Source organism: Oceanidesulfovibrio marinus, assembly GCF_013085545.1.
Lineage (GTDB): Bacteria > Desulfobacterota > Desulfovibrionia > Desulfovibrionales > Desulfovibrionaceae > Oceanidesulfovibrio > Oceanidesulfovibrio marinus.
Genome location: NZ_CP039543.1, coordinates 2,757,522 through 2,781,427, shown reverse-complemented (window position 1 = coordinate 2,781,427; position 23,906 = coordinate 2,757,522). Strand labels below are relative to the sequence as shown.

The window sequence follows — 23,906 nt, the reverse complement described above, 5'->3', positions numbered from 1 at the left end:
GGCGTTGCGAGAGGGGCAGAGCCCCTGGGCAATCCATCGGGGGAGGCTTGCGCAAGCGTTTGCCGGGCGGGATAAATTCATCTAGGCTCACCGGCGAATTCACACCAAGGAGTCTTCATGTCTGAACGCGACGAAACCCAGGCGTTTCTGGACAGCCTGCCCGAGCTCAAGCACGGCGAGCAGTTCTGCTTTCAATGCCACCCCAGCATCGAGTGCTTCAACGCCTGCTGCGCCGATCTCAATCTCTCCCTGACCCCCTACGACGCGTTGCGGCTGCGGCGCGCCCTGGGCGAGGACAGCGAGACCTTTCTTACGACGCGCACTGACATCTCCACCTACCCGGACACTGGCTATCCCCGCGTGCACCTGCGCATGCGCGACGATACGGCGCGGCGGCCCTGCCCCTTCGTCACCGAAGAAGGCTGCAGCGTCTACCTGGACCGGCCGGCGGCCTGCCGCACGTACCCTGTAGGCCGGGCCACGCGCGTTGTCCGAGGCGGCGTGGGCGAACGCTTCTTCGTGGTGCGCGAGGACCACTGCCAGGGCTTTACCGAGCCCAAGGAGTGGACGCCCGAGACCTGGATGGCCGACCAGGGTCTGGAGCCGTACAACGTGATGAACGACCGGACCATGAAGCTCATGGCCCAGCAGAAGTCCCAGGGCCTGGCGATCACGGCCAAGCAGGCCACCATGCTGCTGCTGGCGCTGTATCAGCCGGACAAGTTCCAGAAGTTCGTGGGCGAGATGGGCGTGTTCGAGCACGTGGAGGGCGAGTTTGACCCGCAGACCGTGCTCGCTGACGAGGAAACCGCCCTGGGCTTCGGCCACGACTGGGCCGCGCTCATCCTTTACGGCGATCACGACCGGCTGCAGCGCAAAAAGTAGCCGCAGCCGCTCCGGTTCGGGGCTCCTCTTCCCATATCCTCCCGGATAGGGCATGAACACGGCATGGCCGACCATGTAAACGCCCCCCAACTTGGTAATTTGGAGGTTCCGCCACATCCCGGCGTGCTGGAACGCGCCGCCGTGGCGGAGCGTGTGGCCGCGCACAAGAAGGCCGGCGCCAGCGTTGTCTTTACCAACGGCTGCTTCGATCTGCTCCACCCCGGCCATGTGGACCTCCTGGCCAGGGCGCGCTTTCTGGGGGACATCCTTGTGGTCGGGCTGAACACGGACGCGTCTGTGCAGCGGCTGGGCAAGGGACCGGGCCGGCCGGTGATGCCCTTTGCCGCACGGGCCTACGTGCTGGCCCATCTTGCCAGCGTGGACTACGTGACCGGCTTTGACGAGGACACGCCGTACGAGCTCATCAAGCTGCTGCGGCCGCAGGTGCTGGTCAAGGGCGGGGACTGGCCCGTGGACACAATCGTGGGCGCGGACATAGTGCAGTCGGATGGCGGCTTGGTGGTGAGCCTGCCGCTGCTCCAGGGCTTCTCCACCTCTTCCACTGTGTCCAGAATTCTGGACACATGCGGCCAGGGCCGTCAGTAGGCACGCCCCGCATTTCCCTGGGCGTTGTCCCTACGCCGCGCATTTCGTTTCCCTGTTCCATCCGGAACCATTTCTGATCAGTCTTGGCTCGTGCAGGCCAAGACGTGACCCGGCTCCTCCGGCGCGGTTCCCTCTGTCGGCTGCGTTTCGCGGCCTGCGTTCGCCGGCAACAAGTCTCGTGGAATCGTTCACAGAAAATGCTTGCCGGAACCCCGGCCGGGATGCATACAGCCTTCGTCATGAGGGATGCGCTCCGCGCGCCTCCGCAATGTGTTCCTCGGTCCATGATTCCAGGAGGAACCGGTGCCCACGAAGATCAGGAATACGCACCACTCTCACCACGCCGGCAGTGCGGCCTCGTCCAGGGGCCGTCGCGTGCTGCTCATCGCCACGCCGCGGCGTGACGAGCTCGAATCGTTGCGCACGGCCCTGACCGGGCAGTGGCGTATCGTCAGCTGCACCAACCCCGGCGAGCTTGTCGCCATGAACCTCGCCGGACCGTGCTTCGCCGTGCTGGTGGATGCGGAGTTCCTGCACCGCCTGGCCGGAGAGAACGATGCTGCGGCCGAGGCGTCTGAGCCCTGCGGTTCGTCCGAGGCCGGACTGCACGCCCTGTGGAAGCGCTTCCCCAACGCCAGCGTGGTCATCATGGCCGGCAGCGGGGACATGCGCGAGGTCGTGGCCACGGTGAAGAAGGGCGCGGACAATTATCTGACCTACCCCATTCACCCGGACGAGGTGCGCTACGTGCTGGAGAGCCTGGAGGCCGCCGACCGCATGGAGGGCGAGCTCTCCTACCTGCGCGACAGCTTCTGGGGCGAGGACGTGAAGCGCCTCACGCGCACCGAGAGCCCGGCCATGCGCGAGGTCCTGGCCAAGGCCAAGGCCGCCGCCCCCACCAGCGCGCTCATCCTGCTCACCGGCGAGTCCGGCACGGGCAAGAGCGCTCTGGCCAAGCTCATCCACACCCACTCCATGCGCAAGGACAAACCGTTCGTGGCCGTGCACTGCGGCGCCATCCCCGAGACCCTGGTGGAAAGCGAGCTCTTCGGCCACGAGAAGGGCGCCTTCACCGGCGCGGTGCGACGCAAGCTCGGCAAGTTCGAGATCGCCCACGGCGGCACCATCTTCCTGGACGAGGTCGGCACGCTCTCCATGGCCGCGCAAGTCAAGCTGCTCCAGGTGTTGCAGGAAAAAACCTTCCACCGCGTGGGCGGGGAAACCGACATTCACACCGACGCCCGGGTCATCGCCGCCGCCAACCAGGACCTCAAGGCCATGGTGCGCGAGGGCCGCTTCCGCGAGGACCTCTACTACCGCCTCAATGTCTTCCCCCTGGAGATCCCGCCCCTGCGCGAGCGCAAGGAGGATATCCCCCTGCTCGTGTCCGGCTTTCTGGAGCGCCTCAGCGGCGAGTATGGCAAGGGCGTGTACGGCGCCACACCGGAAACGCTGGACGCCCTGGCGCAGTACGACTGGCCCGGCAACGTCCGCGAGCTGGAAAATCTCGTGGAGCGCGCCTACATCCTGAGCGGCTCGCGCATGCTCACCCTGGAGCACTTCCCGGCCGAGTTCCATCCCGCCCACGGCAGCTACGCCAGCCAGGCCCAGCGCATCGCCGGCACCGGCATGACCCTGGCCGAGGCTCGGGAGCACGCCAAGGATGCGTTGGAAAAGCAGTACCTGCACGATGTCCTGACTCTCCACCACGGCCGCATCAACAAGACCGCGGCCCACGCCGGCATCACCACCAGGCAGCTCAACAAGCTCATGACCCGCCACGGCCTGGACAAGAACGCGTTCAAGTAGCTGGTCCGGGAATGGTCCGAGGGCTTTGCCCTCGGGCTCCCCCAGAAAAGGGTCAAGGGGCCATTGGCCCCTGGCGGGGTGTTTGAGGGGCAGCGCCCCTCAGTAGTCGGTTCCCCTGGCCGCCAGAGGCATACAAGAAAAGCAGGACCCTGCGCTTCCGTCTTTTTTATCGATTTCGGAACGTCGGGTTCCTGTTTGCGCCGGTCTATCCAGGAATCTCCAATAAAATAAGTGCAGTGCATTTCGGACCGGTGTTTGCTCATGGCGCAGCATCGAGGAGGCCGCAAGAACATGCACGCACCGCTGCGAATCTTCACGGGCATTGTCTGCCCGGTATCCACCAAGAAGGATGGTTCCGTGGCCGACGTCGTGCTCGCCTGTGCGGGGGAGCGCGACGTGCGCATCCATATGGATGCCAAGGGCAAACGGTTGGTCCATGCCGCCTTGTCCGGCGGCCGGGGGTCGCTGGTGCATGTTCTGGGCTGGCTGCAGCAATCCTCGAAGGATGACGCATCCGGGGGCGGTGTCCGCCTCCATGTTCATCGATTCGAGCTCTTTTCCGGTGCGGGGCCGGAAAGCAAGCCCAAACCTTTCCCTGACCAGGAGACCGTTGAACGAAAATGACGCGTGACAACGAGATCGAGGCGCTCGAGCCTCCCAGTAGCCGAAAGGCCGCACAAACTGTCCGGGCATCAGCGCCCAAATCCAAACGCACTGGCTTTGCCATGGGGGAGGAGCGCGACGCCTTCCGCAAAGAGTTCTATCCGGGCGTCACGCGCGCCGAGTGGAACGACTGGCACTGGCAGATCGCGCACCGCGTGACCTCCCAGGCCGAGCTCTTCCGACACATCAATCCCACGCCGCAGGAAACGCTGGCCCAGGGCGGCGAGTTCCCTCTGGCCATCACGCCGTACTACCTGAGCCTTGTGAACGGGGCTGATCCGTCGTGCGCCATCCGCCGCGCCGTATCGCCCACCATGCAGGAGGCGGTGCTGGGCCCTGGCGAGGCCGACGACCCCCTGGGCGAGGAGGGCCACAGCCCGACTCCCGGTCTGGTGCACCGCTATCCGGACCGCGTGCTCTTTTTGTCCACAGACTTCTGCTCCACGTACTGCCGCTACTGCACACGCTCCCGCCTGGTGGGACGTGGCAACGCCGGCTCCGTGCGCAAGCGCTGGGACGCCTGCCTCGACTACATCGCGGCCACGCCCACGGTGCGCGACGTGGTGGTTTCCGGCGGCGATCCCCTGACCATGCCGGACGAGGCCATCGACTACCTGCTGGGCAGGCTGCGCGCCATCAGCCATGTGGAGATCGTGCGCCTGGGCACCAAGGTGCCGGCCGTGCTGCCGCAGCGCGTCACGCGCGACCTCGTGCGCATGCTCCGGAAACACAACCCGCTGTTCATGAGCTGCCACATGATGCACCCCAGGGAGCTGACCCCGGAGACGAACCAGGCCTTCGAGCGCCTGGCCGACGCCGGCTTGCCTTTGGGCAGCCAGACCGTGCTCCTGGCCGGCATCAACGACGCGCCGGAGACCCTGGCAGCGTTGTTCCACGGCCTGCTCAAGGTGCGCGTGCGGCCGTACTACCTCTACCAGTGCGACCCCATCCATGGCTCGGCGCATTTCCGCACCAGCGTGGCCAAGGGCGTGGAGCTGATGAGCGCGCTGCGCGGCCACACCTCGGGCTACGCCGTGCCCACCTACGTGATCGACGCGCCCGGCGGAGGCGGCAAGGTGCCCATCTACGCCAACACCATGCTGGGCCGCGACGAGCAGGGCCTGGCCCTGGTGAACTACGAGGGCCGCGTCTACCACTATCCGGACTATGCGCCCGAACCGGTGCCCGCCGCTGCGGATGCAACCTCGTTCGCGACATGTCCGGCAGGATGCCCGGCCGCTTCCCATGCGGCTCCGGTTGTGGGGGCGCACTAATGACCACCATCGCCCTGACATACGATCTGCGGGATGACTATCTCGCGCGCGGCTTCAACGAGCATCAGACCGCGGAGTTCGACCGCGTGGACACCATCGACGCCATCGAGCGCGGCCTGCGCATGCTGGGCTACAGCACGGTGCGCGTGGGCAGCGCCTATGATCTCGTAAGCGCCCTGGCCTCCGATGCGAGCTGGGACCTGGTGTTCAACATCTGCGAGGGGCTCTACGGCTATGGTCGCGAGTCCCTGGTGCCGGCCCTGCTGGACCACTACCGCATTCCCTACGTCTTCTCCGATCCGTTGACCCTGGCCGTGACCCTGCACAAGGGCGTGGCCAAGCGCGTGGTCCGGGACCAGGGCGTGCCCACCCCGGACTTCGTGGTGCTGGAGAGCGTGGACCAGGCCGAGCGGGTGGACCTGCCGGCGTTCCCGTTGTTCGTGAAGCCTGTGGCCGAAGGCACAGGCAAGGGCGTGGCCTCCTCGTGCCTGGTGCACGACAGGAATGCGCTTGTGGAGCGCGCTGCTGCGCTCATCGCCGAGCACGAGCAGCCCGTTCTGGTGGAGGCGTTTCTGCCCGGCCGGGAGGTCACGGTGGGCATCACCGGCACGGGCGAGAACGCTCGCGTGGCCGGCGTCATGGACATCGTGCTGAACAAGGACGCCGACCCGGCCTGCTACACCTACCGCAACAAGGAAGAGTGCGAGCAGCTTGTGGAGTATCGGGCCGTGACCGGGGCTGAGAGCGAGGAGCCCGTGCAGGTGGCCCTGGCCGCCTACCGCGCCTTGGGCGTTCGCGACGCCGGACGGGTGGACCTGCGCCAGGACGCCCACGGCCGCTACCAGTTCATGGAGATCAATCCGCTGCCTGGCATGCATCCGGAGCACTCGGATCTGCCCATTCTCTGCTCGCTGAACGGCATCAGCTTTCTCGATCTGCTCTCGCGGATCATGCGCTCGGCAACGGACCGAATCGCCGCTGCGCGCCAGCCGGGCCGCCGCATTGCGGCATAGGGGGCGAGATGCGCATAGCCGTGATCCATTCGGACGTGGGACCCAGCCCCACGCCCGACGATATGGATACCATCGTCCAGGCTGAGACCGTGGCCGCCGTGCTGGGCGGGCAGGGCCACGATGTGACCATGACGCCGGTGCGCCGCGCCGTACGGCACACCGTGGACGCGCTGCGCCGCACCAGCACGGAAGTGGTCTTCAACCTGGTGGAGACGATTGGAGGCACGTGCGAGGGTGCGTACCTGCTGCCCTCGGCCCTGGAGCAGGCGGGCATTCCCTTCACGGGAGCGGGCTCCCACGCCATGCTCCTTGCCGGCAACAAGCTGGCGGTCAAGCGGTTGCTGCGCAGCGCCGGGGTTCCCACGCCGCCGTGGGTGGAAGAGATGGGCGGCGAGCCCGAACACATGGCCGGGGCGAGCTTTCTGCCTGGGCCGTATGTGGTGAAGTCGGTATGGGAGCATGGCTCCCACGGCCTGGACCAGGGCTCGATCATCGAGTTTGCGGACCGCGTGGCAGTGCAACGCTCCCTGGCGCAAAAACGGCGGGAGCTCGGCGGCGCATGGTTTGCCGAGGCGTTTGTCTCCGGCCGGGAGTTCTGCGTAGGCGTGGTGGAAGAGGCGGACGGACCGCGGCTCCTGCCCACGTACGAGATCTGCTTCGAGGGTGGGAAAGACGCTCCCAGGCTGGTGGACTACGCGGCCAAGTGGGACGAGGCCTCGGCCCAGGCGCTGGCCACGCCGCGCAACTGGGAGTTTTCAGCGGAGGAAGGGGTGCTCCTGCAGCGGATGGAGGCGTCGTCGCTGATGTGCTGGCGTTTTCTCCGGCTCGCCGGGTATGCGCGCGTGGATATGCGCGTGGACAGCGCCGGCGTGCCCAACGTGATCGACGTGAACAGCAACCCGTGCATCAGTCCGGAGGCCGGGTTCGCCGTGCAGCTCGAACGCTCCGGCATTGGCCTGGGCCGCGGCGTAGGCATGATCGTGGAAGCCGCGTTACGTCGCCGCGGGGCTCCGTTCCACAACACGCCCACAAGGAAGGCCGCCTGATGTTCCGTATTCGACGAGTGTTCGACGGCGTGTTGCCGCGCGACGCCCGGACCGTCGAGCAGGTCCAGGCGTTGCTGCGGGAGCGCTTCCCCGGCGTGGAGGAAAAAGAGATCCGGCAGATACCGGCCATGCTGCGCGATCCGCTGCACCACCGCTTCCGGGCCGTGCTTTTCGTGGCGGAGTCGGCGGACAAGCTCGCGGGCTTCGCGCTCATGCTGCACGTGCCGGACGTGGGGTTCTGCTGGCTGGACTATGTGGCGGCCCAGCCCGGCTCGGCCGGCCGCGGCGTGGGCGCGGCGCTGTATGATCGCGTTCGCGAGGAGGCGCGCTTCCTGGGCGGCATCGGCCTGTTCTTCGAGTCTCTGCCGGCCGATCCCGAATTCTGCATGGACGCTTCCCTGCGCAAGGAGAACCGCGCCAGGCTGCGCTTCTACGAGCGGTTCGGCGTGCGCATCGTGGCCAACACGAAGTACGAGACGCCGCTCATCGATGAGCCGGCGCCGTGCCCGCCGCATCTGTTGTTCGACCCCTACACGGCCAAGAAACCGCTGGGCCGCAAGGACGCGCAGCAGGTGGTTCGGGCCATTCTGGAGCGCAAGTACGGCGGCCGGTGCCCGGAAGGGTATGTGGACATGGTGGCGGACTCCTTCCGCGACGATCCGGTTCGGTTGGCCGAGCCGCGCTACGCCACGCCTGCTCCGCCTCCGGCGGCCCAGGTGTCCCCGCAGATCGCGCTCACGGTGAACGATCGCCACGAGATCCACCACGTACGTGAGCGCGGATATGTGGAGTCGCCGGCGCGCATCGACGCGATCCTCAAGAAGATCGAGCCTTCCGGGTTGTTCGAGCGCCTCCGCGTGCAGGGCTACCCCCTGCGCCACGTCACGGCGGTGCACGACCCCGGCATGGTCGGCTACTTCCGCGCCGTATGCGCTAGGCTGGGGGAGAAGGAGGCGGTCTATCCGTACGTCTTCCCCATCCGCAACCAGGCTAGGCCGCCGCGGGAGCTGCCCCGCCGGGCCGGCTACTACGTCATCGATACTTTTACGCCGCTGAGCCGCAACGCATTCCTCGCGGCGCGCGGGGCCGTCAACTGCGCTCTCACGGCGGCGGACTCCCTGCTGGACGGCCAGCGTCTGGCATACGCGCTGGTCCGTCCACCAGGGCATCATGCGGAGCGCCGCGCATTCGGCGGGTTCTGCTATCTCAACTCCACGGCCGTGGCCGCCAACCATCTGTCCGAGTTCGGCAAGGTGGCCGTGCTGGACGTGGACTACCACCATGGCAACGGCACGCAGGACATCTTCTACGAGCGCGCCGACGTGCTCACCATCTCCATCCATGGCCATCCCAACGGCGCCTACCCGTACTTCTCCGGCTTCGCCTCGGAGCGCGGCGAGGGCCAGGGACGCGGGTTCAACATGAACCTGCCCCTGCCGGACGGCGTGGACGGCGAGGCGTACCGCACAGTGCTGGCCAAGGCGCTCAAGCGGCTGGCACGGTTCGGCCCGCGGTTTCTGGTAATAGCGCTGGGTCTGGACACGGCCAAAGGCGACCCCACGGGCACGTGGCGGCTCACGCCAACGGACTTCGAGAAAAACGGCCGGATGCTCGGCCGCCTGTGCCTGCCCACCCTGGTGGTGCAGGAGGGCGGCTACCGCACGTCCAGCCTGGGGCCCAACGCCCTGGCGTTTTTCCGCGGCCTGAGCGAGGGCACGCGGGAACGGACACGGAACATGGAGTGTGCGGAATGAGCGTACAGACGATGCGCACCGAGCCCACGCCCAGGGACGCCGCCCGAGTACGCGCCCTGGTTGAGGCGACAGGCTTCTTCAGCTGGGACGAGGCCGGCGTGGCCGAGGAGCTGGTGACCGAACGGCTGAGCAAGGGGCTTGCCAGCGGTTATTACTTTCTTTTTGCGGATGGCCCGGATGGAGGGCTGGAGGGCTATGCGTGCTACGGGCCGGCGCCGTGCACCGTGGGCTCGTTCGATCTCTACTGGATAGCCGTGCATCCGGCCGCCCAGGGCAACGGGCTGGGCAAGGCGCTGTTCCACGCCGTGGCCGAAGCCGCCGCGGCCCAGGGAGGGCGCATCCTTTTTGCGGAGACGTCCTCGCGGGAGCAGTACGCGCCTACGCGGCGGTTTTACGAGGGGTGCGGGTGCACGGTTCGCGCCGTGGTCCGCGATTTCTACGATGCAGGCGAGGACAAGGTGATCTACGGCGTTCAGCTGGCGTGATGCTATTGCCGAAATCGGAACCCTGTGTTCCTGTATGGTGTGAACAGACAATTATTCCGAGACGATGCTTTGCGTGTTTTTGGCGGAATCCAGTTTGCAGATGGATTTCGTTGCCCGTGCTTCACCCTGGTAGTGAATAGTGTCTGAACAGAGAAGGCGCCCCGGTGTTCGTTCGGGACGCCTTCTGCCGTTGGCGGGGGGCGTTAGGGGGGCGATCTGTTGACGGCGGCTGTGTGGACAGGTTCCGGCCAAGACCCTTCTCACGCTGCCGTCAGATGCTGCCAAAAGCACCGCCCTGGGCTCATGATCGCCGCTGTGTCACCATGGAGCGTGAGCCGTCGCCGAATCCGCCGTGGCTGCGATCGCGGGCGGCACGGGCCGGAGGGGGAGCCCTGTACAGGCGCGCGATGCAGCGGGTTGCTCATGAAGAGTTGCAATCCGGAGGCATTGGAGCAGGGCTACTGGCCCAGCACCTCGTCCACCTTTTTGATCAGCGCCAGAGGGCTGAAGGGCTTGGTGATGTAGCCGTCGGCCCCTGCCTGGCGGCCCATTTCCAGGTCGCGCTGCTGGCCGCGCGCCGTGAGCATGAGGATGGTGGTGGCGGAAAGCTCCGGCAGCTGACGCAGGCGGCGTGTGGCCTCGAACCCGTCGATCTCGCCAGGCATCACCGCATCCATGAGGATGAGGTCCGGGTGGGAGTGCCTGGCCAGGGCCACGCCGATGGAGCCGCTGTCAGCCTCCAGAATCTCGAATCCGCCCAGGCTGAGCGTGACCTGCACAAGCTCGCGCACTTCCGGTTGGTCTTCGACGATCAATATTTTTTTCATGGGATAGATCTCCTGGCATGTTTCGGAAGTTGGGAGTCTCATGCAGTGTGACAGTGGGCATATACGTTTGCACAAGCCGCAAGCGCGCGCACGCGCTGCAACAGCGTGTCCGGGGGAACCGGTTTGACCAGCCCGGCATCCGCGCCGAGCTCGGCGGCGATGGCCAGGGAGCTTTCCGCGCGACAGGCGCCGTGGTTCTGAGACAGGGCGATGATGCCGACGCCGGGTCTACGGGCCTTGACGTCGCGAATCATGTCGAACTCCCATCGCCTGGGCAGAAAGACGTCTACAAGGATGAGGTCGCAGTGCTCGGGCAGGTCGACCTCCCGCGTCAGAGCGATGCCGCGGGGGTAGAGGACCGCGTACCCCTCATCCACAAGGAGCTTGGCCGTGTAGGAGCGCGACTCGGGGTCGGGCTCGATCAGAAGAATCGCCGAAGATGACACATCTTTTTGCCACAGCATTCCTCTCTCTGAGCAATGGATATGCCAGTATTGGTAACTAGTTTAATTTAAAGAGGATAATTGTGACCTCGCGGTAATGCACCAGAATAATTATGTTTATATTAACATGCTAAGATGATGAGTAAAAAGATTCATTGCAGATGTCTTGGGAGGAAATCGGCGCATAAGATGAGACATTCGGACGTTCGGGGATTTTTCCGATCACGGGAGATCGGGATATATTATTTGGAATAACGGTATGATGCGCAAGTCTCACTTTGTGAGATTGTGTGGCAATCTGGCGAAAACGCTTGTCATTCCTCTTCGAGGATGCTTACGGTATTCGTACGGGGGGAAAAGATAATTGATACTTCATTTGCGATTTGACCAGATTGCATGGCGACATGCTACCGAGCCCTGCATGAAGCCGGGGACTTCGCGTGAATTTTTCCTTTGATCATACTGGCCGGTACTTCTTTGATGCGATGCCGGAACCCGCCTATGTGGTCGATCCTGAGACCGGAACGATTCTGGCGGCGAACGTCGCGGCTGGCGCAACAGGGGCCTATCAAGGCGTCGATTTAATCAGTTTGCCTATAGAAAGAGTAAAGGCAGGTGACGCGCCCCTTCTCGCAGAGGTTCTCCCGCATCTTTCCCCGGGTGGCGGCGAAGTTGAGCACTCGGGATTCGTGCTCAGGGAGGGACGGAAGGTCGCTGCCAGCGTCACCGCCTCGTTCAGGGCGCACGCCGGCGCTCATGTGGTCGTAGCCATGGTGCGGCTGGCGGAGGAGGGGGATTCCCGGACCGTGGCACGCCAGGACGCCGGGCAGGAACCGGCGACCGCCCCGGAGCTTGCATCCGGTCTGGACATCCCTGCCTGGCGCGCGCTGATCGACGCCACTTCGAATCCGATGGTTCTTTTCGACCGCAACGGTCACATCGTCGTGGCGAACCGGAGCGCCGGCGAGTATGCCGGCCTGTCAATCAGCGAAGTAGAGGGCCGATCCTCTGCGGATATCTACGACAGGGAAACCGCCATCCTGCGGCAGGCGGTCATCGACGGCGTGGTCCAGTTCGGCAGCCCGCGCACCTTTGACGAAAAGGTGCAGAACACCATGTTCCGAGTCTGGGCGGAGCCTGTGAAGGATGCGGCAGGCAACGTCCTCGGCGTTGCCGTACACAGCATCGATATAACCGACTACGTGGCCATGCAGAAAGAGGTCATCGAGAAGGAACGGTTCTACGCAGGCATTATTAATGCGATTCAGGACGGCGTGGAGGTGGTGGATGCCGGCAAGCGCGTCCTCCTCGTCAACAGGACCTTCAGCGAATGGTTCGGGCACTTGGGGCCGTTGCAGGGGAGAGAGCACAAGGCCGTGCACGGGGAGTCCGAAGCGTTCTTCACTTGCCCGGTGGATACAGTGCTGGAGACGGGTAAGCCAGCGCAGGTGGTGCGTCCTTTCCGCAGGCAGGGGGTGGAAGCTGGCTGGCTTGAGGTGTTCTCGTATCCGCTCATGGGCTCCGACGGAGGAATACGGGGCGCTGTGCAGTACTGCCGCGACATAACGGAAAAGGTGCTGCTGGAACGGCGTCTGTACAGGGAGCGCCGCCGTTTTCGCGAGTACTACGACGTCTCTCCGGTGGGCATCGCAACGGTCACGCCAGTCGAGCAATGGCTGGACGTGAACATGACGTATTGCCAGCTGCTGGGCTACACCAAGGAAGAGCTTCTGAAAACGAGCTGGGCCGAGGTCGTGCACCCGGACGACCATGGGGCCATCGAGAAGTTCCATAAGGATGCGCTGGCCGGCAACGCGGTCACGTTCCACGGCGATATCCGGTACATCCATCGAAGCGGAACGGTTCTGTACGTCACGGCAACGGCCAAGTACATTCGCGATGAGGAGGGGACCCCCGGCTACTTTCTTATCGTGGTGCAGGACATCGGCTCGCGCAGGGAGGCGGAGGAAGAGCTGCGCAAGATACGGCGCGACCTGGAGCGCCGCGTGGTGACCCGTACGCGCCAGCTTCTCGAATCGGAATCGAACCTTCGGGCGCTGCTCAACGCGCCGGTGGTCAGCTCCTTCCTGCTCGACGTGAGCGGCCGCATTCTGGCGGTCAACGACGTGGGTGCGGAGCGCCTTTCCTACGCGCCGGCCGATATGTTGGGCCGGCAGTTCACCTCGCTTTTCCCGCCCAAGCTAGCCGCCTCCCGCAATGCGAGCCTGGTGCGGGCAAGGGAGCAGGGCCGCGTCGTCAAGTTCCAGGACGAGCGCGACGGCCTGGTCTTCGACATCTCGGTGTACCCGGTGCGCGACCGCGGCGGCGAGGTCTCGCGGCTGGCCGTGTTCGCCGAGGACGTCACCAAAACGCGCACCCTGGAGAGGCAGCTTCTGCAGGCCCAGAAGATGGAGGCCCTGGGCATCATGGCTGGCGGCATCGCCCACGATTTCAATAACATCCTCGGTGTCATCATCACCAACGCCGAGCTGCTGCAGATGGATGCCCTGGCAGAAAAAGCCGGCAGGCGCGTGTCCAGAATTCTGGACGCCGGCACGCGCGCACGCGATGTAGTCAAGCAGATACTGACCTTCAGCCGCTCGGAAATGGAGGAGCGCACCTCCTTTGATCTGGGCGATGCGATCACCGCATTCTGCGACCTCGTCAAGACATCGCTGCCGGAGAACATCGAGCTGTCCGTCGAAAGGCTCCAGCCGTGCAGGCTGCCGGTTAACATGGACCTCACGCAGCTCCAGCAGATGCTGATGAACCTCTGCGTCAACGCCAGGCACGCCATCGGCGAGGAGGGCGGGGTCATCTCCGTGCAGCTCGATCCGCCGGTGCGCCTGGATACGCGGGACTGCCTCGTCTCCTACCCCGAGCTTTCCGCCGGAAGCTATGCGCGCATCAGCGTCCAGGACACCGGCCAGGGCATCGAGCCGGCCATCATCGAGCGCATCTTCGAGCCGTTTTTCACCACCAAGCCCAAAGAGATGGGCACCGGCCTCGGCCTGTCCATGGTCCACGGCATCATCCGGAGGCACGCCGGGGCCATACGCGTGCAAAGCGAGCCGGGCAACGGCGCGGTGTTCACGGTGTTCTTTCCTCTGCATGAGGAGGCGCTGGAGGAAACGGCGTTGGAGGGGGTCTCCACTGCGGTTTCCATGGCCAACGGACGTATCCTGTTTGTGGATGACGACGCCGAGTACAGAAGCTCCGTACTTCAGGCGCTGGAGCGCATCGGCTACGAGGTGGATGAGGCCGGCAACGGTCTGGAGGCGCTGGGCACGCTGATCGAGGACCCGGAGCGGTACGGCCTGGTGCTCACGGACCAGACCATGCCGGGCATGAGCGGCCTTGATTTTGCCGAATGCGTCCGCGCCCGAAACATCAACACCCCGATTCTGTTGTGCACGGGGTACAGCCAGCATGTCACGGAGGCCAGGCTGAGCGAGCTCGGCCTGGGGCTGCTGCTGAAGCCGTTCACGGTCAAGGGGCTGGAGCAAGCCATCATTAATCTGCTGCACAACGACACAGGCCAATAACCATGATCCGCGTTCTTATCATCGACGACGAACCGGCGTGGAGCGAGACGCTCTGTGACCTCGTGGAGGAGCTGGGGTTCCTGGCGTTCACCGCGTCCAGGCTGGAGGAGGGCGTGCACCTGACCAACGCGCCGGACTCCATCGACATCGTGCTGCTCGATGTGATGCTGCCGGACGGCAGCGGTCTCGACGCCATCCAGACGTTGAAGGCAAGCTCGTCCAGTCCGGAGATCATCATCATTACCGGCAAATCGAGCGAGGAGGCGGCGCGTCTCGCCCTGGAGCACCAGGCCTGGGACTACATCACCAAGGGCGCATCCCTGGGCGGCATCCGGCTTTCTCTGATGCGCGCCGTGGACTACCGCAGGAAGAAGCGCTCCGAGGCGCAGTACCGCCAGACCGCCACCTTTGACCGCGGCGGCATCGTCGGCAAGGACCCCGGCCTCATCCGCGCCCTGGACCTGGCCGCCAAGGCCGCGCCCACGGACCTGCCCGTGCTCATCACCGGCGAGACAGGGACGGGCAAGGAGCTCATGTCCCGGGCGCTGCATGCCAACAGCCTGCGCGGCGACAAGCCCTTCATCGTGGTGGACTGCGCCTCGCTGCCGTCCAGCCTGATGGAGAGCGAACTCTTCGGCCATGCCAAAGGCGCCTTTACCGGCGCGGACATGGCCAAGGACGGCCTGGTGTACATGGCGCACGGCGGCACGCTCTTTCTGGACGAGGTTGGTGAGCTGCCCCACCATGTGCAGCAGAAGTTTCTGCGCCTGCTGCACGTGAAGCGCTACCGCCCGGTGGGAGCCGCCTCGGAGCGGGACGTGGACTTCCGGCTGGTCGCCGCGACGAACCGGAACCTGGAGGCCATGGTGGAGGAGGGCGTCTTTCGCAAGGACCTGCTCTACCGTATCAAGGCCATGGCCATCGACCTGCCGCCCCTCAGAACACGGGGGGAGGACATCCGGCTGCTGGCGCAGAGCTTTGCCAGGGAGTGGTCGCAGCAGCACCCCAACAGGGCCAAGGAGTGTTCCGAGGAGTTTCTGAAGACGCTGGAGGCGTATGACTGGCCGGGCAACGTGCGCGAGCTGCGCAACGTGATGGGCACGGCCCTGGCGCTGGCCACGGAGAGCGAGGTCCTCTTCCCCATCCACCTGCCAGCCCACGTGCGCATCCACTCCGTGGACACGGAAAAGACGGCTGAAAAAGAGGAAGGCTCCAAGCGGCCGCCCTCCTGGCGGAGCTATCGCGAGAAGGAGCTGGGCGACATCGAGTACCAGTACTTCTCCAATCTGCTGGTCTACACCAGCTACGACAAGCATCTGGCCATGGAGATCGCGGACATCTCCAGGGCGCAGTTCTACCGCATGCTCAAGAAGTGCGGGCTGGCCTGATTCGCCAGGGGTGATTTCAGATGTGACGTGCGCGGGCCGCGCCTACTCCTTGTCCCTGGCCGGGCATCTGGGCGCCAGGGGCTCGAAGCTGCGCGTCTGTGGCAGGTAGCTGAAGAGCTGGCCGCACGCCATGTCGAAGTACCAGCCGTGGATGGTCAGCGAGCCGTCGGCCACGCGTTCCGCCAGCCAGGGGAAGGTCAGGAGGTTGCCCATGGAGGTCAGAATGCCGGCCATCTCCAGCGCCTTGGCCGCCCGCTCGTCCGTGCACTCGAAGCTCTCCATCACCTGGCTGCGCGCCGGGTCCAGGATGGAAGTCCACTTGCCCACGAACTCCCCGCCGCGGGCCGAGTCCTCCAACAGCGATTTGATGCCGCCGCAGGAGCTGTGGCCCAGGATGATGATGTCCGCCACCTTGAGCGAGAGCACTGCGTACTCCAGCGCGGCGGAAACACCGTGGTAGCCGGCGTCCGGCTCGTAAGGGGGCACGATGTTGGCGATGTTGCGGACCACGAAGATGTCGCCCGGCTCGCACTGCATGATCAGGGACGGGTCCGTGCGCGAGTCGCAGCAGGCCACCACCAGGGTGGACGGTGACTGGCCCTCGCGCAGCTCCGAAAAGGGCGAGCCCTCACGGCAAAAGTACTGGTCCTGGAAGCTCTTGAAGCCCAGGATGAAGTCGCGGATTTTCTGCATGGCCTCTCGTTATCCCAGGTTGCGTGGCGGCGCAATTCGTATGCGGTCAGATGGACTCGCCAGGGACTAGGCGGCTAGCCGGTCCGGCCCGCCTGCAGGAGCCGCCTGAGCTCGAAAAGGTCGTCCACAAAAACCGTTGGCTCGATGTCCGGCTCGCCCTCGATGGGGTTGCCCGTGGCCACAAAGGCGGAGCACAGCCCGGACTGGGTTGCGCCGAGGATGTCCACCTCCAGTGTGTCCCCGATCATCAGGGTCTCGCCGGCCGACCGGCCGATGGCGGCCAGACCCTGCGTGAAGAACTCCGGATTGGGCTTGCCCACGAAACGGGCCGTGCGACCGCCGGCCATCTCCAGCAGGGCGGCCACGGCGCCGCACTCCGGTTGGAACCCGCCAGGCACGGGAAGCATGGCGTCCGGGTTCGTGGCCACAAGCTCCGCGCCGTCGCGCAACATCCGCACGGCCTCGGCAAGCTGCACCATGGTCAGGTCCATGCTCATACCCAGGGCGACCACGTCCGCCTTCTCCGCATCCGGCCCCACACACTGCACGTCCACGTTGGCCATGGCCTGGTGCATGTAGCTGCTGCCCACCACGTGCACCCGGCTGCCGGGCCAGAGCTTGGCCACGTAGGACGCCGCGGCCGTGGCCGAGGTGATGATGCGCTCCAGCGGAAAATGCATGCCCAGACGGGCAAGCCGGTCGCGCAGGTTCTCCGGACCGGTCTGGGAGTTGTTGCTCAGCGCCGCATAGGGAATGCCCGCATCGGCGAGGAACTTCACGAACTCACACGCGCCGGGAATCGCCTGCTCCCAGCGGTACAACACGCCGTCCAGGTCGAACAGCACGCCGCGGACACCGGCCAACGCCTGGATTGCGTCCGCTCGCGACCGATCGCCGGGACCATGCGACATCTCGTTCATCACAACGTCAACGTCCTCGTTCGATATATTCTCAGGGATTCGCCGCCGGGCGGCGTCTGTTGCAGACTGAACAATGCCAGGACATGAGCGCTACCCATAACGCCCCTGCCGGCGGTCGAGAATACAGATTCCTGCGCCGGTTGCAAACTGCGCCGGTACAGGTGTCATACCGAGGGCTTTGCCCTCGGGCTCCCACCAGGGAGCTAAGCTCCCTGGACTCATATCTGGATCCATAAGACTTCGTTCTGGGGTCCAGGGGAATTGAATTCCCCTGGCAGGGGGTATGGGGGACAGAGTCCCCCGGACTGCTTGGCCGTGCCTACTCCTCGTCTGCGTCTTCGGCCTTTTTGCGCTGCTGCGCCGCGGCTGCTGCTGCGCCTTGCCTGGCTGCTTCGGCGTCCTCGGCGGCCAGGTTGGCCGTATAGACGGTCACGCCGGGTGCGGCAAAAGTCAGGCCGGCCTTTTTCAGCTCTTTATAGAGCCGGGCGTACACTTCCTTGCGGATGGAGAACTGCGTGCCGGGTTTGGCCATGAACTTCACGCCGAAGATCATGGTGGAGTCCTGGATTTTTTTGACGCCCTGGGACTTGATGGGCTGCACGAGATCGTCCTTGAACTCCTCGTCGTTCATCAGCTGCTCGTTGATCTTGCGCACGATCTTCTTGAACACCTTGGGGTCCGTCTCCAGCGGCATGGGGAACTTGATCTTGATGGAGATGGGGTTGCGCGAGAAGTTGACGACGTTTTTGATGTCGCCGTAGGGGATGATCAGCACGTAGCCCAGGTAGTGCTCCAGCAGGATGGTCCGCACGGACATCTTGACCACGTAGCCTTCGGTCTTGCCCATCTGCACGTAGTCGCCCACGCGGAAGGCGTCGTCCATGAGGAAGAAGACGCCGGCCACCACGTCCTTCACCAGGGTCTGGCTGCCCAGGCCGATGGCCAGGCCGAACACGCCGGCGCCGGCCAGCAGCGGGCCGATGTTGACCCCGAACTGCGAGATGACCATGAGCGCGGCCGTGACCAGGAAGAACACGCCGAGCACCTTCTGGAAGAGCGGCAGCAGCGTTCGCAGTCGGGGGCTTGATGCGCCTTCCTCCGGTCCGTCGCGCAGCTTGCGCTCTATGGCGCGTTTGATGAGCGACCACAGGCCCACGGCCAGGAACAGGATGACGAGGATGTTGATTCCGGACTCGATGATCAGGCCGGCGCGCGGCACCGGCACGTGCCACGCCCACAGCAGGACGAGCAGCACAAAGCCGATGAGCAACAGCCGAGTGATGCGCCGCGTGGCATCGTAGTATGGGTGGGAGCTCGGCCGGGGCTGCTCCACCGATATGGCTGGGGGTTCCTCGCTCTCGGCCTGCGCTCCCTCGCCTTCGGCAGGAACCGAGTGGCCTGCGCCGCCGTCTTCCATGTCCCCCCGGACCATGGAGATAGGCTTGGGCGGCCTGGCCACCAGGATGCCGAACACGCCGTCCAGGATGCGCCGGGCGATCCAGTCCAGGAAGGAGTAGAACGGGATGACGCCGAGGCTCATGAGGAACATGCCCTGCGGACCGTCCGGCCCGTTGATGAGCAGAACCGCCACGTAGAGAACCGCCACGAGGCTGATGTAGAGGAGCGCGAAGATGTGCCAGCGGGATGCGAACTGGCTTCTGTACCTGGCGGACAGCCCCTGCGAGTCCGGCCGTTCGGCAATGGCCTTGGCCACGTCCTCCCGATAGAAAAAGATGGCCACGCACATGAACAGGAGCAGCACGCAGGCAATGGCCAGCTGCAGGGCTATGACGGCCGATTCCGGCGTGTCCACGGCCTGGAACGCGTCGAGGATGAACTTGCCGCCCAGGGACAACAGCATGATCGTGTCGATGACGTTGCTCAGGTTGGCGGCGGCTGTATTGCTTACCGGGATGGGCCGCAGATCGGGCGTTTTGGGCCGCAGGAGCAGCCGTGTGACCACCTGGACCGGCCGGTAGACCAGGAAGAACAGCAGGATGTGCGCGGCCGCCACGTAGCCCGGGGTCTCCTTGCCGAAAAACGCGGAGAACAGCGCGAGGACCACGGCGCCGTAGAGCAGCAGGCCCGACACGGCAATGAAGAGATCGACGGCCAGGGTTCTGCTTTTGAGCGGGGCTTCGTCCCCGTCGCGGGTGCGGTTCCGCAGCCCGGAGACCCTGCGGCGGAACGCTGTTTCCAGCGCCCAGGCAACGAAGACGATGAGCAATGCGATCAGACAGGCGTACAGGAGCGCGCCGGTCCCCTCGCCTTTGGCCATGGTGCGGAGTGCGAGGCCCAGCTCGTCGAGGATGCGGCCGTGGCTGGCCTTGAGGGCGAGCAGCCGTTCGCGGACGCTGGTGCTCGCATCCATGAGCAGGCTTGTGCGCGTTTTGGTTGCCGACTGCGTCTCGCGCTCCCGGGCCTGCTCCGTCAGACGCTTGTGGAGCAGGGTGCGCGCCTGCTCGTCGTCCATATCCGCCAGGGCCTTGTCCACCTCGGCCGGGGTCATGGTGTCCGTGATCACCGGCGCGGGAGGCGGGCTCTTCTTCTTGGACGCCGCGTACGAGAGCGAAGCCCCGGTCAGAGCGAGGGCGATGCAGCACAGACAGAGAATCCGGAACAGCTGAACAGGCGTTGTCGAACGCAGGCGCGCCATGCCATCCTCCACGGTATGGTCGTCAATGGATTGTATTGTGCGGGCGCCAGACGCAATACACCAGTGGGTGGCGCCGTTTTGCTGCTGAACCGGTTCCGTTTGCGTGCCGCTGTCGCCCCTGTGCATCGATGGAGCCGCGGCGTCACGCCCGCAACCATAGAGAAAACACGCTTCCGCTGCTGAATCAAGTGGATATTGTAATATGTAATACGGCGGCCTGTACCAGGTCGTGGTGTTGGCCGGGGGCGGCAGGAAGCCGCGGAGGGAGAAGCTACGTTGCTTTGGACGCAGACGTGCTCAATGCGTCCTTGAGGGCGGCGCGCAACGCCTCGATGTCGCCAGTGCGTTTCACAGGGGTCTGGGGCATGTCGGCCAGCGGCGCAAAGGTCTGGGCACCGAAGCTGTGCACCAGCAGGATGGAGCCCTGCGCGGCCTGGCGCAGTCGTTTCAGCACGCCGTCGTCCGCCAGGCCGGGGAGATCGGGGTCCAGCAGGATGACGCGCGGGGCGTGGCTCGTCTCCAGCTCCTGGCACAGGTCCGGACCGTTGGCGAAACACGCTGTGGTGTACCCGTCACGGCTGAGCTCGCGATGGAGCAGTTGACGAACATTCCGTGTTCGCTCGGCGATGATGAGCGCGCAGGGAGGGGGAACCGCCGGAGTTGTGCCATGATGCATGGGTGCGTCCGAGATTGTGCCGGAGGGGGCCGGGGCCCCCTCCGGGTGGGCGTAGTCGGAGACCTACTACTGCTGTTGCTGGTCCTGATCGAAGGCCTTCATGGCGCCCTCGGCGTCGCCTTCTTCGGCGTAGCCGGCGCTGGCCATGGTGCTTTCCATCTTGGCCGGCAGGGACTTGATGAAGTCCCAGAAGCGACCCATCTCGCCCTTTTCGAAATATACTGACTCCAGCCCTTCCGTGGCTTCCTTGACCTTGGCGTCGCCGTAGCCGGTCAACAGCACGGTCTTCAGGCCCCGGTGGATCTCCTTGAGCTTGGCGATGCACACCAGGCCGTCCATGCCCGGCATCTTCAGGTCCACGATGGCGGCGTCAATGGCGTGCTCCTTGGCCAGCTCCAGAGCGTGTTCGCCGCTGCTGGCCAGCACGGTGTTGAAGCCCTTCAGCTTCATGCGCTCGTTCAGGTTGTCCAGGAAGCTCTGCTCGTCATCAACCAACAGGATGGTGAGTTGCTTGGCCATGGGTTGTCCTCCGCAGGTATGTCGGCCGCAGCCGGCTTGTAGGTTACGCCTCTTCGCCCGGCACCGCGCCGGCCGAAGCTGTTTCCGTGAGCAACTTCGAGAGGGTCTCGATGTCTATGGGCTTTTGCAGATAGGTGGCGGCGCCGCTGGCCAAGGCCTCGTCGCGCTCCTGCTCGGAGCCGTGGCCCGTGAGCATGATCACCGGTAGCTCCGGCATCTTGCGCAGGGTCTCGCGCAGCACCTCCAGACCGCTCATGCCGGGCATTTTCAGGTCCAGCACCATGACCTGGGGCCTGATCTCGTCCAGGCGCTCCAGGGCGGCGGTCCCGTTCAGGGCCACGGCGGGTTCGAAGCCGCGGATCTCCAGTCGTTCGGCCAGGGTCTCCACGAACTCGGATTCGTCATCCACAAGCAACACGCGTATGGCGTTGGTCATTGGAAACTCCCTTCAGGGTGAGGCGCAGACGGCCGCCGCAAGGTTCCAGGGACAGGCCGGCAGCTCCCAGAAGCCGCGCCGTGCCTTCGGGCATGCTCCCCAAGTCCGCCATGGCGTCGATATCCAGGGCCGGGTCCAGCGCGACGGGCTGCGGCGCGATAACACCGCCGGGTTCGAGCGGCAGGTACAGCCACTCCAGCAGCACCATGCAGGCGGCCATGCAGCGCTGCGGATCGGCCGGCACGGTGACGCCCACGCACGGCGGCGGCACCAGCGTCACCTGGCAGCGCCGGGCGGAACGCTCCAGAAAGCGGCAGGCCAGGGCCGTGATTTGTCCCAGGTCCACGTCCGGCAGCGTGTGCTCCAGCCTCCGGTCAGGCATGTGCGCCAGCATGTTCAGATCCGTGGTCATGCGGTGGCCTCGCTCCACCTGGGCTGTGATCGAGCCCAGGGCTTTGTCCATGCGTGCGGCCATCTCCGCCGGTATGGCGCCTTCGGGCCGCTGTGTGCGATACAGCTCCAGAAGGTCCTCCATGAGCCCAGCCGCCTCGCCCACGATGGCGAGCACGTTCTTCAGCTCGTGGCTCTGTGCCGCCAGGGCCCGACCGATGGCCATGCTTTCCAGGTCGCCAATCTGCATGTCATTTCTCACTTGGTTCCGCCGTGGGCGGGCTGTGGATTCAGTTCGACTGCGGCCGCCGGCTGCTCGGCAATGGCTGCGCGCAGGGGCAGATGGATGGTGAACATGCTGCCCTCGCCCTCGGCGCTGGCCACCTCGATGGAGCCGCCCAGCTTGTCCACGATGCCGTAGGTGATGGACAGCCCGAGGCCGGTGCCGTGCTCGCCCTTGGTGGAGAAAAATGGTTCGAAGATGTGCGCCAGTGTCTCGCGGGACATGCCCATGCCGTTGTCCTCGATCTCCACGGCCACGCCGCTCTGCTCACGCCGGGTGGCCACGCGGATGCGGCCCTTGTCCGGCACGGCGGCCATGGCGTTGTTCAGGAGGTTGAGGAATATCTGCTGGAGCTGGCCGCGGTCGCTTTCGATGCCTGGCAGTTCCGGATCGAGCTGCAGATCCAGCGTGATGTTGCGGAACAGGGCGTCGCGTTCCAGAAAGCCCAGGGTCTCGCGGAGCACGTCGTTGAGGTCCAGCTCCATGGGCCGCACCTCCATGCGCCGGGCGAATCCCAAAAGCCGGTGGGTCACGGCCCGGCAGCGGGTCACGGCCTGGAGGATGGAGTCTGTCATCGTGATGAAGCGCTGCGCCTTGGGCATGTCCTGGGCCGCGCAGGCCAGGTCCTTCATCAGGCCGGCCTTTTCGGCGATGATTGCCAGCGGGTTGTTGATCTCGTGGGCCACGCCGGCGGCAAGGCGGCCGATGGAGGAGAGCTTCTGTACATGCTCCATCTCCTGGAAGGCCAGGGTGCGCTTCTGCTCTGCCTCCATGAAGCGCCGTCGCACCAGGGCGGTGAGCAGGATCACGCCCGCTCCGGCCAGGAGCAGGCAGGTGGCCGCGCCGACGGCAAGAGCGCTACCGTCTTGCATGAGCACGGCCCAGTATCCGGGCATCGGCCGAGCCAGGCCGATGTATAGCGGAAACTCAGGAACAGGCCGGACAGTGCGGAGCATGCCGTCGACGCGGGCGGGTCCGCCGGAGGCGGAAATATCATTCCATATGGCGGGATCGCTCGCCGTGAGCAGGGGATGGTGGGCGCGATCCAGCAGTGCCAGAGAGGCCAGGGGCTCCCGCCGGGGCACGGCGGCCATCAGATCTTTCGGTGCGACCACGGCCACGGCAATGCGGCTGGGCCGGTCCGGATGGTCCGAGGCGGCCAGCACCAGCGCGGCGGGTTGTGCGCGGCCGTCCACGAGCAGGCTCCATCCGGCGGCGCGCGCCTGGCGCACGGCCTGGGCCTGGGCCGGGTCGGCAGGCGCTTCGTTTGCCGCAACCAGGGCGGTGGAGCGCAGAACCGCCGACCGTGTGACAGCGGAGTCCTCCCAGCCGTGCAGCGCGGCGGACTTCAGCTCGCCCAGGAGTTGGAAAAGCTGTACGTCCACGCGGTTGGCCAGCAGGTCGGCCTCGGTGCGCAGGTCGCGCTCGGCGTATGCCCTGTTCTGCGCGTTCAGGGCGTTGGCGCCGAGCCACGCCGGCACGAGGACGGCGGCCAGGAACAGGATGAGCGCCGCGGCCACGAGCCACCAGCCCAGGCCAGAGCCGGTCTCGCCTGTGGTTGCGCGTCGGGATGGTTGAATATGGTGCCGGGTCAT

General features: G+C 65.3%; 21 protein-coding genes. 11 read left to right on the top strand and 10 right to left on the bottom strand.

The annotated features are described in order from the left end of the window. Window positions 1–117: 117 nt before the first annotated feature. The 9 genes from E8L03_RS12285 to E8L03_RS12245 all read left to right on the top strand — a co-directional run bounded on the left by E8L03_RS12285 (window position 118) and on the right by E8L03_RS12245 (window position 9,535). Window positions 118–885: a YkgJ family cysteine cluster protein gene (locus E8L03_RS12285; protein WP_144307072.1), complete on the top strand. Its 768-nt coding sequence runs from the start codon at window positions 118–120 to the stop codon at window positions 883–885. Window positions 886–948: 63 nt separating this feature from the next. Then, window positions 949–1,491 carry a D-glycero-beta-D-manno-heptose 1-phosphate adenylyltransferase gene (gene rfaE2 / locus E8L03_RS12280; protein ID WP_171267507.1) on the top strand — a complete coding sequence of 181 codons (543 nt, stop codon included), beginning with the start codon at window positions 949–951 and terminating at the stop codon, window positions 1,489–1,491. A 303-nt stretch (window positions 1,492–1,794) separates the two neighbouring features. Next, entirely contained in the window at window positions 1,795–3,300 is a 1,506-nt protein-coding gene (locus E8L03_RS12275; RefSeq protein WP_244963519.1) for a sigma-54-dependent transcriptional regulator, read from the top strand. 261 nt (window positions 3,301–3,561) lie between these two features. Continuing rightward, window positions 3,562–3,924, top strand: coding sequence for a hypothetical protein (locus tag E8L03_RS12270; RefSeq protein ID WP_171267506.1), 363 nt, complete (start codon window positions 3,562–3,564; stop codon window positions 3,922–3,924). Further along, window positions 3,921–5,237, top strand: coding sequence for a KamA family radical SAM protein (locus E8L03_RS12265; protein WP_144307069.1), 1,317 nt, complete (start codon window positions 3,921–3,923; stop codon window positions 5,235–5,237). Before E8L03_RS12270 ends, E8L03_RS12265 begins: the two co-directional genes overlap by 4 nt. Continuing rightward, complete coding sequence (locus tag E8L03_RS12260; RefSeq protein ID WP_144307068.1) at window positions 5,237–6,250, top strand: D-alanine--D-alanine ligase family protein; 1,014 nt, start codon at window positions 5,237–5,239, stop codon at window positions 6,248–6,250. The genes E8L03_RS12265 and E8L03_RS12260 overlap by 1 nt, the downstream gene beginning before the upstream one ends. A gap of 8 nt (window positions 6,251–6,258) precedes the next feature. After that, window positions 6,259–7,296, top strand: coding sequence for a D-alanine--D-alanine ligase family protein (locus E8L03_RS12255; RefSeq protein WP_171267505.1), 1,038 nt, complete (start codon window positions 6,259–6,261; stop codon window positions 7,294–7,296). Beyond that, window positions 7,296–9,050, top strand: a complete 1,755-nt coding sequence (locus E8L03_RS12250) for a histone deacetylase family protein (RefSeq protein WP_171267504.1) — start codon at window positions 7,296–7,298, stop codon at window positions 9,048–9,050. Before E8L03_RS12255 ends, E8L03_RS12250 begins: the two co-directional genes overlap by 1 nt. Then, window positions 9,047–9,535, top strand: a complete 489-nt coding sequence (locus E8L03_RS12245; RefSeq protein ID WP_171267503.1) for a GNAT family N-acetyltransferase — start codon at window positions 9,047–9,049, stop codon at window positions 9,533–9,535. The genes E8L03_RS12250 and E8L03_RS12245 overlap by 4 nt, the downstream gene beginning before the upstream one ends. A 458-nt stretch (window positions 9,536–9,993) precedes the next feature. Here the strand turns inward: E8L03_RS12245 and E8L03_RS12240 are convergent, their stop codons facing one another. Then, entirely contained in the window at window positions 9,994–10,362 is a 369-nt protein-coding gene (locus tag E8L03_RS12240) for a response regulator transcription factor (RefSeq protein ID WP_144307064.1), read from the bottom strand. A gap of 38 nt (window positions 10,363–10,400) precedes the next feature. Next, complete coding sequence (locus tag E8L03_RS12235) at window positions 10,401–10,826, bottom strand: response regulator transcription factor (RefSeq protein WP_144307063.1); 426 nt, start codon at window positions 10,824–10,826, stop codon at window positions 10,401–10,403. Between the two features lie 785 nt (window positions 10,827–11,611). On the opposite strand from E8L03_RS12235, the gene E8L03_RS12230 reads away from it, so the two are divergent. Both E8L03_RS12230 and E8L03_RS12225 read left to right on the top strand, forming a co-directional pair. Next, window positions 11,612–14,350 carry a hybrid sensor histidine kinase/response regulator gene (locus E8L03_RS12230; RefSeq protein WP_171267502.1) on the top strand — a complete coding sequence of 913 codons (2,739 nt, stop codon included), beginning with the start codon at window positions 11,612–11,614 and terminating at the stop codon, window positions 14,348–14,350. 2 nt (window positions 14,351–14,352) lie between these two features. Beyond that, window positions 14,353–15,738: a sigma-54-dependent transcriptional regulator gene (locus tag E8L03_RS12225; protein WP_144307061.1), complete on the top strand. Its 1,386-nt coding sequence runs from the start codon at window positions 14,353–14,355 to the stop codon at window positions 15,736–15,738. Between the two features lie 42 nt (window positions 15,739–15,780). Here E8L03_RS12225 and E8L03_RS12220 read toward each other — a convergent pair whose 3' ends face one another. The 8 genes from E8L03_RS12220 to E8L03_RS12185 form a co-directional block, all read right to left on the bottom strand. Next, window positions 15,781–16,431: a carbonic anhydrase gene (locus E8L03_RS12220; RefSeq protein WP_144307060.1), complete on the bottom strand. Its 651-nt coding sequence runs from the start codon at window positions 16,429–16,431 to the stop codon at window positions 15,781–15,783. A gap of 74 nt (window positions 16,432–16,505) precedes the next feature. Beyond that, window positions 16,506–17,351 carry an HAD-IIA family hydrolase gene (locus E8L03_RS12215; protein ID WP_171267501.1) on the bottom strand — a complete coding sequence of 282 codons (846 nt, stop codon included), beginning with the start codon at window positions 17,349–17,351 and terminating at the stop codon, window positions 16,506–16,508. A gap of 319 nt (window positions 17,352–17,670) precedes the next feature. Further along, complete coding sequence (locus E8L03_RS12210) at window positions 17,671–20,007, bottom strand: mechanosensitive ion channel family protein (RefSeq protein ID WP_171267500.1); 2,337 nt, start codon at window positions 20,005–20,007, stop codon at window positions 17,671–17,673. Between the two features lie 271 nt (window positions 20,008–20,278). Further along, a complete protein-coding gene (locus E8L03_RS12205) occupies window positions 20,279–20,683 on the bottom strand; it encodes a response regulator (RefSeq protein ID WP_144307057.1) in 405 nt (134 codons plus the stop codon). A 66-nt stretch (window positions 20,684–20,749) separates the two neighbouring features. Continuing rightward, window positions 20,750–21,202 (bottom strand): response regulator, encoded by a 453-nt coding sequence (locus tag E8L03_RS12200; RefSeq protein WP_171267499.1) that lies wholly within the window; start codon window positions 21,200–21,202, stop codon window positions 20,750–20,752. Between the two features lie 43 nt (window positions 21,203–21,245). After that, window positions 21,246–21,638 carry a response regulator gene (locus tag E8L03_RS12195; protein ID WP_144307055.1) on the bottom strand — a complete coding sequence of 131 codons (393 nt, stop codon included), beginning with the start codon at window positions 21,636–21,638 and terminating at the stop codon, window positions 21,246–21,248. Further along, complete coding sequence (locus E8L03_RS12190; RefSeq protein WP_144307054.1) at window positions 21,604–22,278, bottom strand: ATP-binding protein; 675 nt, start codon at window positions 22,276–22,278, stop codon at window positions 21,604–21,606. Before E8L03_RS12190 ends, E8L03_RS12195 begins: the two co-directional genes overlap by 35 nt. Window positions 22,279–22,286: 8 nt before the next feature. After that, window positions 22,287–23,906, bottom strand: a complete 1,620-nt coding sequence (locus E8L03_RS12185; RefSeq protein WP_171267498.1) for a sensor histidine kinase — start codon at window positions 23,904–23,906, stop codon at window positions 22,287–22,289.